The following is a 17,972-nucleotide window of genomic DNA, read 5'->3' as shown; positions in this document are numbered from 1 at the left end:
TATTTTTTTGCATCATATTGAAATTCCACGTAGTAACTAACTTTGACTGATACAAATTTGATCTGTAATGGAGTAATGTGGCGCGGATTCAGTTTTCAAGTGTAACACCTGATGGTATTTTGGCATACGCGCCGTCTTCCTCGTAGCCTGCCAGCGCTTAGTGAAGGCGAAGGACAAACTTTAACAAGGTGGCTTTCTCAAATACACCATAAGCCTGTTCAATAAACGTTTCTGAATGGACGGACCAGACTGGCTAATCAAATTAGACGTGCTTTATCCCTTTTATTAAGCAGTACTTGAGATCCAATTTTTTTAATAATGGCAAGGCGCGATACGGCCTGCATTGATTGAATAACAAATAGGGATTGGCATGATTACCACAGAACAGGAACACTTGGTTCGGCAAGAAAAAAACTGTCCGACAAAATTGCATGCCAAAAAAATAGTACAAGCGAACAAAAAAAATAACAACCCTACTGCTGTAGAGATCAGCCGACTTATTAATGACTTCAATCAGGGGTTATTGGTAGAGGCAAAAATGCGGGCAATCAAGCTCACGCAAATTTTTCCCAATCATGGTATGGCCTGGAAAGTGCTGGGTGTTATTCACCATCACGAGCAGAGCATGGAAAAAGCAGGTGAGGCGCTTAAAACAGCGGCAGCACTCATGCCCAAAGATGCTGAAGTGCACTACAACCTGGCTAATTTTTATTGTGATTCCAATCAGCTGGAAGCAGCGAAAGCTGGCTACCAAAAAGCAATTAAATTAGCCCCGGGTTTAGCCAAGGCGCATTTCAATCTGGCACATGTGTTGAAAGATCTTAAGCAGTTTACGTCAGCAGAAACGAGCTACAGAAAAGGGCTAAAACTGGAACCACAGCAAGCAAAGATGCATTTTTATTTAGGACTCTGTCTTTATGCGCAAGAACGATTTAAAGATGCGCTGAAGTCGTTCCAAAAATCTCTGAAATTGAGCGAAAACGATGTAGATGTGTACTTACATTTGGGCATATGCCATAGAGCACTGGGAAATCTGACACAGGCTGAGGAATATTGCCGTAAGGCATTGAGGATTGATTCGCAAGATGCTGATATCTATAACCAGTTGGCAATCATATTAAATGAGCAAGGTCGCCAACAGGAAGCAGAAACTGCCTATCTGAAAGCCATAGAACTCGATACAAACCACGTGGTGGCTCATCAGAACCTGGGACTGTTTTATAGAGATCGGGATAAGCCAAAAGAAGCAGAAGCCTGCCTCAGGAAGGCGCTGAGTATTCGGGAACCCACTGCGGAAGCCTTGAACAACATGGTAGCGATTTTAACTGGTCAGAATCGTTATGTAGAAGCAGAAATCTATTGCAGACAGGCATTGGCGTTAACCTCCACAATCAGTGACATCTGGAACAATTTCGGGGTTATTTTACTTGCCAGAATGAAAATTGGAGAGGCGCAGGAAGCCTTTGAGCAGGCTTTGGCAATACAACCAAATAATGTCAGAACTTTATCAAACTACAGTGAGACATTAAGATTGGCCGGAAAGCCAAGTCAGACCGAGGTGTATTCAAAAAAAGCGATTGAACTGGATAACAGTCATGTCGATGCTTACCTGAGTTTAGGCAATGCGTATCATGATCAAGGACTGATTGAGAATGCCATTGAAATACTGAAACAGTCTCTGGTTTTGGCACCAGAACAGCTTTCCATATATAGCAATTTCTTATATTCGACCACGTGCTCTGAAAAATTCGCTCCAGAATCCCACCTGGCACTTGCGCGTGAGTACGGGCGCATTGTCTCGAAAAAAGCGGAGCAAAAATTTGATACCTGGCTCGTTAATCCGCAAGATCAATATTTGCGTGTTGGCGTGGTTTCTGGTGATTTACGCCAGCATCCAGTTGCCTATTTCCTCAAAAATGTGATTCAACATATCGATTCCTCAAAGATTGCTCTCGTTGCTTACTTGACGGATGGGCGTGTAGATAGCGTCAGTGCGGAATTGAAACCATATTTTACGCAATGGAAATCACTGGTCGGACATGATCATCGTTCTGCTGCGGAGATGATCCATGCTGACGGCATTCATGTTCTGCTGGATCTGTCTGGCCATACCGCTGGCAACAAACTGCCCATTTTTGCATGGCGGCCGGCACCCGTACAGGCCACCTGGCTCGGATACTGGTCGACCACTGGCGTGGCGGAAATCGATTATTGCCTGACGGATGAAGTCAGTCTCCCATCGTCATGCCAGATTCAGTTTTCTGAAAAGATTAAGTATCTGCCAGATACGCGCTTATGCTTCAGCGAGCCTGAGATCGCAATGGAAATCGCGCAATTGCCCGTAATCAAAAATGGATATGTAACGTTAGGTTGCTATCAACAGCTTGCCAAGGTGGGGAATGCAGTAATGGAGTTGTGGGGTAAAGTGATGCAGGCGATCCCCAGTGCACGATTACGCTGGCAATGTAAATCATTCACCGATGAAGCCATTATTGCCGAAGTAAAACAGCGCTTGCAAAGGAGTGGCGTTGATATCGAGCGTATCAGCCTGCTGGGGCAAGTATCGAGAGAGGCATACTTTGCTTCCTATGCAGAAGTCGACATGAACCTGGATACTTTTCCGTTTACCGGTGGCACGACGACGTGCGATGCATTGTGGATGGGCGTGCCAACGCTGACTTTGATTGGTAACACCATGATTGCAAGACAGGGAGCAAGCCTGATGACGGCGGCTGGTCTGTCAGACTGGGTTGCCGTGAATCAGACGGAATATATTGAAAAAGTAATTGCATTCAGTGCCAATTTGACTGGACTTGCCACATTGAGGTCAGGTTTGAGAGCACGCCTGAAAACATCACCTTTATTCGATGGCGCAAGATTTGCTGGTCATTTTGAGACTGCTTTACAAGAATTATGGCAAGAAAAATGCGCCATTCTGGCAAAAAAATTTATCAACACTGCTCAATCCAGCCCAGATGAGCAAAATCCAACTCAAAACCGGAGCCAGCAAGATGTCGCAGTGATCATTGAAATCGTAAGCGCTACCCGCATGAATGAACAGGATTTTTGGCAACATTCAGCCTTGGGGCAATCCCTGGTAACACAGCTTATACAAAACCCAAACTTAAGTGTCAACGTGACGTTCGAAAATACGCGTGGCTTGTCCGAAGTGTTCAATGCCGCCATAGCACAGGCCGATGACGAGGCTATTTTGGTTTTTATCCACGACGATGTGTGGATAGATGATGCACAGTTTACGCAGGCCGTGCTGGCTGGGCTGAATCAATTTGACATCATCGGCGTGGCTGGTAATAAGCGTCGATTACCTAAACAGCCGGCATGGGCATTTATAGACACCCAGTTTACCTGGGATACGCAAGAGAACTTAAGTGGCAAGGTTGCGCATGGAGAAACCGCTCAAGGAAAAATTTCTGATTATGGTGATGTGCCGACTGAGTGCGAATTATTGGATGGTGTGTTTTTGGCGGTCAGGAAGCGAACCCTGACGACCAGGCAAGTTGCCTTTGATCCACGGTTCAATTTCCATTTTTATGATTTAGATTTCTGTAGAAGCGCAAGAACAGCCGACTTAACGCTGGGAACGTGGCCGATTCAACTCACGCATCAAAGCGGTGGCGCATTTGGCACACCTGCTTGGCAACGTAATTATCAGCAATACCTTAACAAGTGGGAGAATGAAGTATTAATTTTTGAGTTGGCTACTGTCGACGAGGTAGTGAACACGTTTCAAGCAAAATCCTTACTACCAGCCATCGAATGCAACTCGCCAGCCGTGCCGATTTTTGGAAATGCCTCGCCCAATCCATTGGTCACGCAGGAGCATAGCCTCAAGCATCCACCGGTGTACATGGCGGAGGTCATAGACTTTAAAGTCATTGGCACGGCTGCGTTTCCGATTATTCAAAACAAAAGTATCGTGCACCAACATTTTTCACCTGACTACTGGGAGACGCAAGAGCAGGGCTTGGGCTTTTGCAGTATGCAGCGAGAGAAAGGTTTGATTGGTTATGGCAATGTACGTGGCCAGTTTGAACACGCGCACAAGGTCATCAATTTAATCGGCAATGGCTCTAACAACTATGCGCATTGGCTGACCGAGTATCTGCCACAATTGGTATTGTTAAAAAACGCTGGCGTCGATTTGGCGGAATATCGCATTTTATTGGATGCGCTGTCTTACCCTAGCATGCTAGAGGCGCTATATTTGTTGGGAATAGACCCAGCACAAATCATCAAGATAGATGCGCTGACCGTCAACCGTTTTCCATCGGCATTATGGGTGAGTCCGGTGGCCAATGTGGCGTTTCAGCGGCCCAAAGCATTGCATGGCGAAGGTAAAGACTTATTGTCGGAACCAACACACGTGATTTTTCATCCACTGGCATTGCAAGCAGTACGCGAGGCATTTTTAGCCCATGTAGATCCCGCACTTAACGACGAATTACCCTCAAAAATCTTTATTAAACGCACGCCGGGCCGCAATACCAATGTGCGCGTGATGGTCAACGAGCAAGAAATCGAAGCCTTGTTAGTCGCCAATGGCTTTACCAGCATCGACCCCAGTAAGCTCACCTTTATACAACAAGTGACGTTATTTAGTCGCGCACACTACATTGTGTCAGCCTCTGGCGCGGCTTTGGTGAATATGCTGTGGGCACCCAAAGGCGCACAGGTGTTGGTGTTGATGAACGACACTAAGTACGCCAACTATTGGTACTTTAGCCATATCGCCACGGCTAATGGCCAACGTTTAGCGTATGTGCTGGGTAAAACACTGCCGTCAGCGGCGTGTTCGGACTTGCATCATGCCAACTTTGAAATTGCCGTGCCAGCCTTGTTGCAAGCCTTGGAGCAAGCTGGCTTAAGCGACTTAATCAACACCCAGCAGGCATTGTTAGACGCGATGAACGATGTGATGCAATTGGCGCAAGAAAGCCTGCAAGCGGGCGATTGGACGATGGCCGAAGCGTTGTTGCGCGAAGTACTGAAAGTGCAACCCAATCACGCCGAAGCCAACCACCAGTTGGGGGTATTGTTGGCGCAACAGTCTAAGCTAGACGACGCCTTGATGCAGTTAGAGTGGGCGGTGCAACAAGCACCCCAGCAAGAACAATATTGGGTCAGCTACATTGATGCCTTGATGCTGCTTGGCGAATATGCGCAAGCAGATAGCGCGATTGGTTTGGGCGAGGAGTTTGGCTTGACGGCAGAAACCGCGCAAATGCTTAGAGTGGAGCTTGCTCCTCAGCTAGAGGCACAGCCACAAGCTAGCATCAAAACAAAAGCGCACTCCGACAAGCCAGTGGCGACGATTTGCACCTTAATCCCAGCTTACAAACCCAACTATATCGAGCAACTGCTGTTAAGTTTGGCCACGCAAACCTATCCGCACTTTAAAGTGGTGATTTCGGACGACAACCCGAACGATGAAGTCACGGCATTAGTGCAGCGCCTAGCCCAATTGGATATTTACAAAAAACTCGATATTTCCGTCGTGCCTGGTCCAAAAAAGGGCGGCTTTGTAAATATTTATCATGTGGCAAGAAGCTATGCGCAAGAGGCCGAGTTTTTCCACATCCTGATGGATGACGACTTAATTTACCCAACCTTTTATGAAACGCACATGCGTGAGCATGCCAAACAAGAGGCACTGATATCCGTCAGTGCACGCTGGAACGCGCTTGAAACCGGTCAGCCTTTCGGCATGTTGATTGATCACGCCACCAGCCAGGTATTTAGTCAACACTTTGATGCGGCCACCATGGCAAACGCGCTGATTCCTGGTTGCAGCAATAAGTTAGGTGAGTTTAGCCATGCGGTGTTTCGTCGCGAGGCCGCCGAGGTGATTCTTAACCCGTCCATGCAGGGCATCAGTTATTTTGGTTTGGACGACATTGGTAGTTTTATTCAAGCCGCACAGCATAAGCCCGCGATTTGGATACCAACGCCATTAGGCATTTTTAGAAACAATCCAGAACAAAATACGGGCAAACTGAATAACAACACCATCAAGTGCGGCCATTACGCGTGGATTGCATTAGCCATAATTGCGGTAGAAAACCGTTGGATATCGGCAGATGAAGCGTGGGCCAGTATCAGTATGATGCGTAATGCGGTACGTGTTCGCTACCAACAAGACGCGCTAGGGCAACAAATGCTAGCGGTGTTGGATGCGCACGAAGTGTATTCCGAAGCCTTAAAACAAAGCTTTTTAGCAGTGTGGAACACCTACTTAACGCAATTGAACATCGAAAAAATAGTCGCAGGAGATTTGTCGATACAAATCCTTTAACACCATGGACAAAGAGTTTAAAACAGCCTTACCCACCATCTGCATCGCAGGGCAAAATGCCATTGCGGTGCATGGATTGGCGTATGCGGTCAATGCGTTTCCCAACCACCCGATTTGTTATTTACCCGTCAAGGCCGATACGGGTGTGGATGGCTGGCAACCCTCGTTAATTAAACAAGCGAAAGTACTGGGTGTACCCCGTGTGACCTTGGAGTCATTGTACGCGATGGACGATTTGGTGTTTATCTCATTGCAGTTTGATGAAATCATCAACACCAAGCGTTTTAAGACCACGCAACTGTATAACATCCATTTTTCTAAACTGCCCAAATACAAAGGCGTATGCCCAGCCATTCACGCGATTTTAAATGGCGAAACTGAAACCGGCGTGACCTTGCATTGCATCGAAGATGGCATCGACACTGGTGATATCATTGGCCAAGCCACCGTGGCCATCACGCGCGATGACACGGCGAGAAGCCTCTATTTAAAGCAAATGCAGCATGCGCAAGACTTGTTTGAAGCATACTTAACGGCGTTAGTGACCCAAAAATTTGAAGCCTATCCACAACCTGCCATTGGCGCCTCGTATTACAGCAAAAAAGCCATCGACTTTGCCAACGTGACCATCGATTGGCGTAAAACGGCCTACGAAGTGCACAACCAATTGCGCGCCTTTCATTTTAGAGAATACCAAATGCCATGCTACCAAAATTGGCAAATAGTAAGTACTCACATTCAGCTGGTTAAAAGCACAGCCAAGCCGGGTACGCTGATAACTGAAACGGAATCGTACTTTGAACTGGCTACCATTGATTACAACATATACCTCATCAAAGATTATTTGCCTGTGCTGTGGATGGCGTGTGAGGTCGGCGATTTAGCAGCCGTGCATCAGGCTTGCAAGTGGATTCAACATTTAGACACACGCAATAAACACGGCTGGAATGCTTTAATCATCGCCGCCTATCACGGGCATTTACCTATTGTGAAAGCGTTACTGGCGCTTGGCTTGGATGTGAACAGCACCAACTACAAAGGCACTACCGCGTTGATGTATGCCTTAAGTCACTATGAGGCGCATCAAAATGACGATGTGTTTCAGTATTTGTTAAACGTGGGTGCAGATATCCACATGCGTGATACGTATGGCAAAACGGTCATGGATTATCTCCATAAAAAAGGCCTTCACCATTTATTGAATGCAGAAATTGCTTAAATATAAGCAAATGTAAGGAGTCAACTATGCCATTAGAAGATTGCAGAATTATCGAGCTACCCAAAATTCATAACCCGCAAGGCAATTTGACATTTATCGAGAGCAGCTCGCAAATCCCGTTTGATATCCAGCGGGTTTACCATGTGTACGATGTGCCCGGTGGGGCAGAACGTGGTGGGCATGCACACAAAGGCTTGCATCAGTTTATCGTGGCGATGTCTGGTAGTTTTGACATTACCCTGGATGATGGCAAGAACAAGCACAAGTTTCATTTGGCGCGTTCGTATTACGGACTATATGTTTGTCCGATGATCTGGCGCGAAATAGATAATTTTTCTTCAGGCTCCGTATTGATGTGTCTGGCCTCCAATAAATATAGTGAAGAAGATTATTATCGCAAGTATGAAGATTTCATGCGCGCACGTTGGGCGGCGGCCTAGGCAGATCAGCTCTTGATTCCATTTCTAGATCTGAAGGCAGCCTATCATGCACTGGCCAGTGAGCTGGACGAAGCGGTGTTGCGCGCCAGTCGATCCGGTCAATATATTGGCGGTACAGAGGTTAAGGATTTTGAAGCGCTCTTTGCAAGCTATGTCGGGGCAGGAAATTGTATTGGTGGGGGCAATGGCCTTGATGCGTTAACCTTAATCCTGCGGGCTTTAAACATTGGACCAGGCGATGAAGTAATTGTACCTTCACATACCTTTATTGCTACCTGGTTAGCAGTCAGTGCGGTTGGTGCGGAGCCGTTGCCAGTCGAGCCCGCTTCAGGGCAATATGTGCTCAATGCCTCTGATATTGCGCCATATATTACAAACCATACCAGGGCTATTATCCCCGTCCACTTATACGGAATACCTGCCGATATCGAAGCGATCTGTTTACTTGCCAAGCAACATAATTTATATGTGATTGAAGATGCGGCGCAGGCACATGGCGCAACGGTCAATGGCCGAAAGATCGGTTCACACGGTGACGCCGTTGCATGGAGTTTTTACCCCGGAAAAAACCTGGGCGCTTTGGGTGATGGTGGTGCCGTCACTACGAATGATGATGGTTTGGCACAACGCATACGTATGCTGGCCAATTATGGCTCCAAGGTGAAATACCATAATCAGGAGAGAGGCATCAACAGCCGTCTCGATCCTATGCAGGCCGCTGTGTTGTCGATAAAGTTGAAGTATCTGGATCGATGGAACAAACGACGTCAGGAAATCGCGCAGCGGTATCACACTGCTTTTGCAGAGTTGCCCCTGAGTTTGATCGATATGCCTCGGCATCAGTCTTCCGTCTGGCATCTGTACGTTGTAAGAACTCCGGAACGCGATGCCTTACAGGCTGCATTGAAACAAGCAGGTATTGAAACACTGATCCATTACCCGGTTCCTCCCCATTTGCAGCAGGCCTACGCCGATTTAAATATTCGTACTGCTTTACCGATAGCAACACGTTATGCAAAAGAAGTTCTCAGCTTGCCCATGGGTCCGCAACTGGCGGCGGAAGATGTTGAAAAGATCATAACCGCAGTACGTCGATATTTTGGTGGCTAAGGTTTTGCAGAACGTCATGATGATTGACTTGCCTGCGGATCAGCAAGTGGAAACCCTCATCCAGTTATTTATGTCGGGGCAATACCACGAACTTGAAGTGCGATTACACACCCTGCTGAACCATTTTCCGGATTGGCTCATTGGCTGGAAGATATTAAGCGATACCTACCTGGTGCAGAAAAAGGACGCCCGGGAAGTGGCGTATCGGGCTTTGGCGCTAAATATGCAGGATCCAGAGGAGCATTGTTACTATGGCCTTGTGCTCAAAGCACAGAATGATTTGCATGGTGCTGCACAGGCATTCGAACAGGCTATCCGGTTAAAGCCAGATTACGTTGCTGCCATCAATAATCTGGGGATCATCAGAAAAGATCTTGGTGATGTACAGCAAGGCGTCGCCTGTTTTGCGCGCGCACTCCAGCTCGACCCCTCCTATGCGAGCTGCTTCAGTAATTTGTTGTTTTGTTTAAGCCAGGATGACACGGCCAACGATGAAACCTTGTGGGATATGCACCGCAGGTTCGCCGGGTTTTATGAGACTCCAGGCAAAATATGCTGGAAGAACCACACCAATTTACGAGAACCAGAGCGAATATTGAATATAGGTTTTGTTTCCGCAGCTTTCAGAGAGCATTCACTGAGTAACTTCTTTGAGCCGGTACTTTCCTTCCTCGCGCAATCAGCAGAGCTCAGGTTACATGCCTATGCCGCATCAGCAATAGAGGATGGCACCACGGTAAGATTGAAAACCCATTTTAGGAGCTGGCGGACAGTCGATCGGTTGAACGATCTGGATCTGGCAGATATCATTCGGCAGGATCAAATTGATATTCTGGTGGATCTGGATGGGCATACCTCTGGCAATCGACTCACCATGTTCTCGCTAAAGCCTGCTCCCATCCAGGCAAGCTGGCTGGGGTATCTGGCCACTACCGGTTTGACTGCCATGGATTATTACATTGGCGATACCCATCTGAATCCGCCTGGTTCTTTGGATAAACAGTTTAGCGAAAAACTGATACGACTTCCGGTGAATGCCCCATTTCTGCCGGAAGTTACGGCACCAGATGTGAATGCGCTGCCTGCACTCAGCAATGGATACATAACCTTTGCCTGCTTTAATCGCATCAATAAAATAACACAAAGCACGGTGCGCCTGTGGAGTGTCATACTGAGGCAGATATCTACGGCAAAGCTGTTGCTGATTGGTGACTTGCAAAGCAACAATCACCGCATAATATTTGACTGGTTCAAAGAGCAGGACATCGGTACAGATCGCTTCATTATGATGCCTAAAAGTTCCTTGCAAGACTACATGGCATTGCATCATCGAGTGGATATCTGTCTGGATACCATGCCGGCCAGCGGTGTGACGACCACTTGTCATGCAGCATGGATGGGAGTGCCGACATTGTGTATTGCAGGCGATCGCATGATTAGCCGGGGAGCAGCAGCAATCATGCGACATCTGGAGTTGGAAGATTTCGTGGTGGACAATACCGAGTCCTGTATCAGGCAAGCATGTTACTTTGCAAACGCTTTGAATTTGCTGAATGATACAAGGCAGCAACTCAGGCCACGTTTCAAAGCTTCATTACTGGCGCAGCCGGCACAAAGTGCCAGTGCTCTGGAATCTGCATTCAGAATGATATGGAGGCGCTGGTGTACGGGTAAACAGACCCAGTCCATCATGATCAGTCATTACCTGCGTTGATGACCAGTTACAGGATGACACCCGGTTACGATCAAGTTCCGAATACCTCCGCGCACAAATCCAAAACTGCTTGGCGCGCATCAGCCAAATTATTGGCGGGTACGCGGGCGTATTCCTGGGAAATGCTTTTTGCAGGTGCACCACCGGCTGACTGGGGTGCGCCATTTAATCTCAGCTGGTGTTGCAGGCGGCGAAATTCTCGGTAGGTGGTAAGCACGGTGTTAGCCATGTCAATCGGAATCAGGCCAAGCTCTCCCGCCAGTTTCAGTAACGCGATATTGCCGATGTTGCCGGTTAATTGTGGATGCTGATGGGCGTAGCCCAATACCAGAAATTGTACGATGAATTCCACATCGATGATGCCACCACGGTCGTGCTTGATATCGAACAGGTTAGTGGTGTTTGGATGGGCATCCAGCATCTTGCGGCGCATCATGGTGATATCCTGTTTGAGTTGCGTCAGTTCGCGCGGTTGGCAGAGAATTTTCCTGCGTAACTGTTCAAATTTCTCACCCACCAACTGATCACCGACAACAAATCGTGCGCGGGTCAGGGCCTGATGTTCCCATACCCAGGCGAGTTCATGCTGATAGTTGGCAAATGCTTCCATAGAGTTGGCAAGTGCCCCGGTGACGCCGCTGGGACGCAGGCGCAGATCGGTCTCATACAGTACACCTGCGGAGGTGTGTGTGGTCAGCCAGTGGTTAATACTCTGCGCCAGTTTGGTGTAAACAGCCAGCGCATCCGGGTGGCTGTCTTCATATAGAAACACGATATCCAAGTCTGAAGCATATCCCAACTCTTTACCGCCAAGTTTGCCGTATCCAATGATGGCAAAGACGGGATTGGAGCGATGTTTTTTCTTGAGATCCTGCCAGGCAAGCTGGAGCAGGTTATTGAGAATGAGATCCGCCAGTTCGGTGAGATGATCACTGAGTTCTTCCAGTAGCAGATTACCCTCCAGATCAACCGCCAGCAGGCGGAAGGTCTGGGCATGCTGAAAGTGACGCAATACATCCATTTGCCATTCGGTTAGTTGCGCCTTTGGTATGTTGGCGTGATAAAGCTGGTGGACGAGCTCAGCTTTGAGTGCAGGCCAGTCTGGCAGAGTATGTACTCCGAGCGGTGTGAGTAGTTCATCGAGTAGAATGGGGTGTCGGCCAAGATAATCGCTGACCCACTGGCTGGCGCTGACAAGTTTGGTAACGCGTGGCAGGGTTTGTGGTTGTTCCTGCAATAATGCAAGATAACCTGGGTGGGGACTGATTTTCTCAAGTAGCTGCAGCATCCGCTCAAGAGTAATGTCAATCGGTGGAAAATGTACGATGACTTCAATCAGACTGGACATCAGACTCAGTATTTTTTCCTGGCTGGCAGAAGGCAGTTTCCGGAACAATTCACTGTCATAAAATCGTTGTACCCGTTCGGAAATTTTGTCGGGATCTGTGTAACCCAAAGTTTTAAGTTGCTGATTTAAAGCTTGGAGGGCCTGGAGTGCGGCATTTCCACCGGATTCTTCAGGTTGCAGGCTGGTTAGCGAATGGTATATATCTGATCTGCGCCGTTCCGCAAAAACAAGTTCGAAATGTCGTGAAACCATCTTGCGGAGACGGTTCAGCTGTTGCAGGAATGCTGTGTAATCCCTGAAATTCATTGTCTTGGCGATCAATATCTGGTCATCAGCATTCTGTGGTAAATCTTGAGTTTGTTGATCATCCAGATATTGCAGGCGATGTTCCAGTTTGCGTAAAAACTGATACGCTTCGATTAATTCCTCAAAAGTCTGTGCAGGTAAGGGTTGCTTTTGCCTAAGGCGCTTTAGTGTCGCGAGAGTAGGGCGGATGCACAGGTCGGCATCAAATCCGCCACGAATCAACTGGAAAAGCTGAGCAATAAACTCAATTTCGCGAATACCGCCAGGTCCGAGCTTAATGTTGTCGTGTAGTTCACGTCGATAAACCTCCTTACGCAATTGGGCATGCAAGCGCCGCATGGCCTCGTAGGCTTCAAAATCAAGATATTTACGGAATACAAATGGACGCACGACCCGCTCCATCAGGGTGGTCTCTGCAACAGAAGAACCAGCGATAACCCGGCTTTTTATCCAGGCATGCCGTTCCCATTCACGGCCATGCGTGACAAGATAGTCTTCAAGAGTAGCGAGACTGACTGCCAGAGGGCTATTTTCCCCATGCGGGCGTAATCGCATATCAACCCGGAATACATAGCCGTCCACGGTATAATCATTGAGGCTCGCAATCAATTTGCGCCCCAGCTTGGTAAAAAATTCGTGATTGGCGATGGAATGGGCGCCGGTAGTTTCGCCTTCTTCAGGGTAGATAAAAATCAGGTCTATATCGGAGGAAACATTCAGTTCCTTGCCGCCCAATTTACCCATTGCGACAACCAATAGTTGCTGATCAGCACCCGTTTTTTCGCCTATTGGCGCACCATAACGGACCGGATCGGTCAGCCAGGCATGGTGAAGTTCAAGTGAAAAATGAATCGTGGTTTCTGCCAGGGCGGTCATGGTCAACATGACTTCATTCAAATCCGCCAGCCCGGTAAGATCGCGTGAGAGAAGGCGCAGCATGACCCGCTTGCGAAGTTGTCTGAGCAATCGATGCAGCTCTGCTTCATTGGTTACCATCGGGGTTCTCAGGAATTCAAGCATTTCCTGTTCGCTGAAGGCTTGCTGCATATGTTGCACGAGGACATCTTCCAGCGCGGGTTCGCTTGCCAGAGTCCTTTGCATATACCGGCTATAAGGCAGAATGCTGTCTAGCAGTAAAGTGTTGTCAGGTGATAAGGTCATATCTGGTCTGGAAACGGTCTGAATTGAAAGCTATTGATGAAATTGAATAGAGGGCATCTCTAAAAATCCATATTTCGTTACAATACATCGTTATTCACAAAAAATACCTCCCTATATATCAATTATATGCTGCGTCAATATTTTTTGTTCTTGCCTCGTCTTATTTAGAACTCTGAATTTTTAGAGACGCTCTGGAATGATTTCCGGTTTGTTTCCAAGGCTCGTGTTTTGCTGCCATACATAAAAATAATGCTGCGGCTTGTCAATTATAGATTGCTCCGGTATTTATCATTCTGACCTAAGCGCTGGGTTGATGCTGCTACTGAATAAAGAAGTCGTTTACACGAGAAAAGTTTTTATGCTGAATCGTTTTATGTCGCACTATCTGGTAAACCTGGCTGGCTGGGTCGGGTTATGCCTGATATTGCTCGCAAGTACGGTGTTATTAAGTTTGCGTTACTGGATACTGCCTAATATTGATGATTACCGTGAGGAAATTGCGACATTAATTTCACGCACTGCGCAGCAGATCATCAGGATAGACGGCATCGAGGCGAATTGGGATGGATTGCGCCCGCATTTGCTGATGCACGGCGTGAGGGTATTTGATGCGGAGCACAATCCGGTCTTGATGCTCTCCGAGATCGAGGGGACGGTTTCCTGGCGCTCGGTTCTGCGTGGAGAGATCAATTTTCATGAAATTATTATTGATCGTCCAGCATTAATGGTGCGCCGTGATGCGCAGGGTAGTCTGCACGTTGCTGGGATCGCCCTGCAAACCAATAAAGATCAGGGAGGGTTTGGTGACTGGTTGCTGCACCAGCGGCGGGTAATTATCAGGCAAGCAGGTATTTTTTGGCAGGATGAACTCCGTTCAGCACCCGTACTTTACTTTGATAGTGTAAATTTTCGTTTACAAAATGATCGTGGAGGAAAACATCACCGTTTTGGACTGCAGGCCTATACTTCCGCTGATTTGATCTCCAGAATCGATATTCGCGGCGATTTCATGGGCGTATCGATCAAGGATTGGTCAGCCTGGCATGGTCGTTTGTATGTCAATCTACAGGATTTTGTGCTTGAAAACTGGCTGCAATGGTTGTCTCTGCCGGATGGATACGAACTGGCGGGGGGGGCGGGAACAATTCGTGCCTGGCTTGATGTTGGTGGAGGCGAATTAAATAAGTGGACAGCAGATGTTGTATTGCAGGATACCGCCATACGATTGGCAGAACAGCTACCCCGGTTATGGCTGGACAGATTACAGGGACGGCTGGGACAAGCGAGGATGTCTGGTTTATCTGAGATCGGAACATACTGGTTTGCGGATCATCTAGGTATCGGCCTGAAAGGTGTGGCACCGTTACAAATAGAATCGCTTGCCTGGCAGCAATTCCGAAATAATCGACAAGTAGCGTTGCAGCATCGGCTGCTGATTGATCAACTCGATCTGGTTCTGCTGACGAATCTGATACCGAGTCTGCCTTTTTCCGAAAACTGGCGCACTCTTATCTTGAAGCTTTTCCCTGTGGGCGTGGTATCCAGGGTAAAACTGGGGTGGTTGGAGGATCAATCTGAAAAGTGGGGGTTCAATCTGCAGGCTGATTTCAATAACCTTTCTACTCGAACTTACGATAGCTATCCGGCGGTTTCCGGTCTGAGCGGGACTATTCAGGCAACCGAATCAGTTGGAATATTGGCACTGGTTTCACAGAATTTACAAATTTCCGGTAAAAAATCAGCTGCTCAAAAATGGTTGTTTGACTCGCTGACGGGGCAAATTGGCTGGCGCCTGTCACCCGAAAAGAGGCTGGCACTGTTGGCAATAGGCGACCTTGATTTTTCCAGTAAGGAAGTCGCAGGTAGAGTGCGGGGTTATTACCGTCCTGCGGGGGTGACTGCGAATGATAAGGTTGTGGTGGACGGCAAGCTTTCCCGGGGGGATCTGGCGTTGTTGCAAAAGCAGCTTACCTGGCTGCCACAAGAGGAAATACACCAATCAGTCAGGGATCTAAATATAGCGGGTAAGCTAAGTGATACTGTCTTTCAGATAAACGGAAATCTGAAAGAGGTGGATACATGGGTGCCAGTAAAGGGTGTCGCGATTCATGCTCAGACAGAGGTCAGACAGGTGCGGGTGAAGTTATCCAATAGCTGGCCTGAGATTTCCAGTTTATCTGGCCGGTTGTCTCTTCAGGAAAATAATCTGAGCGTATTTTTTACCAAGGGGAAAATTGGCAATATTGATTTGCAAAAACTGAAAGTTGCGCTTCAGGGCCTTTCAACGGGTGTTTCGGCAGTTCAGTTTAACGGGGAAGCTAGCGGTGATTCCGGAGAAATGATTGATTTAGTAAGAGAAGGCCGCTTTGTTCGACCAGAAGAAGAGTGGCTGCACCAGATTAGAATGACTGGCAAATCCAAGTTGTCTCTGGAGCTCGATGCGGTGAGGAATAACAAAAATTTTTTGGTAACCAGTTTGAAAGGCCGTTATCAACTGATTGATAATCAAATCGATCTGGGGCGGCATATTCCAGATTTGAATGAAATCAGTGGCGCACTGGTTTTTACGCAATCGGACATCGCTTTGGAAAAATTGCATGGCAAAATACTTGGTGGCCCGGTCAATATTACTTCAGTTGCCCTGCCTGAGGGTGGGCTGCGTATTCAGGCCGATGGCGACGTAGATTTTGATGCCTTGGCGCTCGACTTTGCAACCACACCTGAGAGCATGCTCCAGCTTTGGGGGCGTTTTTTCAATGGCTCAACCGTATGGTCGAGCACCATCGATATGGTGCCGGATGGTGTGAGTGTTGTCGTCATGTCTGATCTGAAAGGGTTGGGTCTAAGCTTGCCGGCACCCTTGGCTAAAAACCCCACAGAAAGCATGCCTTTCTACTTCCAGAAACATTTAACCAAAGCGCGTCATGAGTTGATGACATTACGTTTTGGTGAAGTGATGGCTGCACAATTTGAACGTATTCGTGAACAGCCCTATCACTATCATCCGATTCGCACCACGATCCACTTCGGTACAGATAATCAGTTGCCGACAATGGCTGCTGGAACAACGATAAAAGGCGTGATCCCCAGACTGGAATGGGATCAGTGGCAAGAGCTGATTAAGCTTCAGGGTCATCTGGATGCAGTATCAGGAAAACCTTTGCAGGGACTGGATGGAATTTTTACCCGGTCTGCCTATCTGGATCTGCGTATCGATCAGCTTGAATATCTGGGTAGTTTTTTCAATAAAAGTCATTTGATGATAGACCGGCAGGGTAACGCCTGGACAGCACGTGTTACCAGTCAGGAATTGGATGGCAGTCTTAGCTGGTCAGCGCCTGCGCCTCATCGGGTGCAGGCGCGGTTGAGCAAACTGGTTATTCCGGCTCGGGCGCAACAGGCTGCCTGGCTGCCCGCGAATCACCATCAAATCTCAGTTGATTGGCCAAGCATCAACCTTACTGCTGACAGGCTGGTAATTGATAAAGAAGTGCTGGGCAGGCTAACACTAAGTGCAGATCAAAGAGAAAATGGTTGGCATCTGGAGAAATTACAGATTGTGTATCCGGATGGCGAACTACGTGCCAAAGGGGTGTGGCGTAATCACACGCCACCATTTGTAGTCAACGGCAATTTGCGTCTTCAAACCACCAATATGGGTAGCTTGCTTAGTCGTCATGGACAGAAGAACTGGGTTGCGCGTGGAGAAGGCAAGGCAGAAGGTGATCTTCAGTGGAACGGCAAGCCTACTTCCGTTGATTTTCCTTCATTATCAGGTAATTTGAATATTACGGCTGAGCGTGGTCAGTTGATTAAACTGAAACCTGGTATTGGCAAATTGCTGGGGATTTTTGACCTGAAGTCCCTGCCACGCAGATTGATGCTGGATTTCAATGATCTGTTGGGTAAGGGGTTTGGCTTTGATTATTTGTCTGGCAACATCACCTTTAACCAAGGGGTTGCCACATTACAGAATATGATGGCGGTGGGCAGCTCGGCGAATCTGGCTTTAACTGGAGAGTTGGATCTGGTCAATAAGACGCAATCACTCAATTTAAAATCTTTTCCATCATTTGGTCTTGCCACGCCTGTGGCCGGTATTGCGTCTATGATTACAACATTGACACTGCAAAATCCTTTTGATCGTGTACTGTTAAGTGAGTATGCTATTACGGGTAGCTGGGACGTACCTGAAGTGATCAAGCTTGATGATAGAAAGGGAAATGGTGAGGTTCCGGTAGAAAAAAATTAACAGGGAGGGTGTGTAAAAATGAGCAATTCAATAGATTCCCGGCAATTAATTTGTCTGTTTGTGAACAAGTATTTCAACAGTAAATTGCCTGCTTTCTTTAATGGACATT

The 17,972-nt window shown here is 47.6% G+C and carries 7 protein-coding genes; 6 read left to right on the top strand and 1 reads right to left on the bottom strand.

All coding sequences use genetic code 11. From position 1 onward, the window contains the following. Positions 1-370 precede the first annotated feature (370 nt). The 5 genes from IPG31_04720 to IPG31_04700 are packed head-to-tail and all read left to right on the top strand — an operon-like array spanning position 371 to position 10,796. Complete coding sequence (locus tag IPG31_04720; GenBank protein ID MBK6617689.1) at positions 371-6,313, top strand: tetratricopeptide repeat protein; 5,943 nt, start codon at positions 371-373, stop codon at positions 6,311-6,313. Positions 6,314-6,317: 4 nt separating this feature from the next. Then, a complete protein-coding gene (locus IPG31_04715) occupies positions 6,318-7,532 on the top strand; it encodes an ankyrin repeat domain-containing protein (GenBank protein ID MBK6617688.1) in 1,215 nt (404 codons plus the stop codon). Between the two features lie 26 nt (positions 7,533-7,558). Further along, a complete protein-coding gene (locus tag IPG31_04710) occupies positions 7,559-7,972 on the top strand; it encodes a WxcM-like domain-containing protein (GenBank protein MBK6617687.1) in 414 nt (137 codons plus the stop codon). A 12-nt stretch (positions 7,973-7,984) separates the two neighbouring features. After that, entirely contained in the window at positions 7,985-9,082 is a 1,098-nt protein-coding gene (locus IPG31_04705) for a DegT/DnrJ/EryC1/StrS family aminotransferase (protein MBK6617686.1), read from the top strand. A gap of 19 nt (positions 9,083-9,101) precedes the next feature. Then, positions 9,102-10,796 carry a glycosyltransferase gene (locus tag IPG31_04700; GenBank protein MBK6617685.1) on the top strand — a complete coding sequence of 565 codons (1,695 nt, stop codon included), beginning with the start codon at positions 9,102-9,104 and terminating at the stop codon, positions 10,794-10,796. Between the two features lie 31 nt (positions 10,797-10,827). Here the strand turns inward: IPG31_04700 and glnE are convergent, their stop codons facing one another. Continuing rightward, a complete protein-coding gene (glnE, locus tag IPG31_04695; protein ID MBK6617684.1) occupies positions 10,828-13,611 on the bottom strand; it encodes a bifunctional [glutamate--ammonia ligase]-adenylyl-L-tyrosine phosphorylase/[glutamate--ammonia-ligase] adenylyltransferase in 2,784 nt (927 codons plus the stop codon). Positions 13,612-13,924: 313 nt separating this feature from the next. Here glnE and IPG31_04690 point away from each other — a divergent pair, with 313 nt between their 5' ends. Further along, complete coding sequence (locus IPG31_04690) at positions 13,925-17,863, top strand: DUF3971 domain-containing protein (GenBank protein ID MBK6617683.1); 3,939 nt, start codon at positions 13,925-13,927, stop codon at positions 17,861-17,863. Positions 17,864-17,972 lie beyond the last annotated feature (109 nt).

Origin of the sequence: Nitrosomonas sp., assembly GCA_016703745.1 — a bacterium.
GTDB lineage: Bacteria > Pseudomonadota > Gammaproteobacteria > Burkholderiales > Nitrosomonadaceae > Nitrosomonas.
This window is presented reverse-complemented; position numbering and strand designations above follow the sequence as displayed.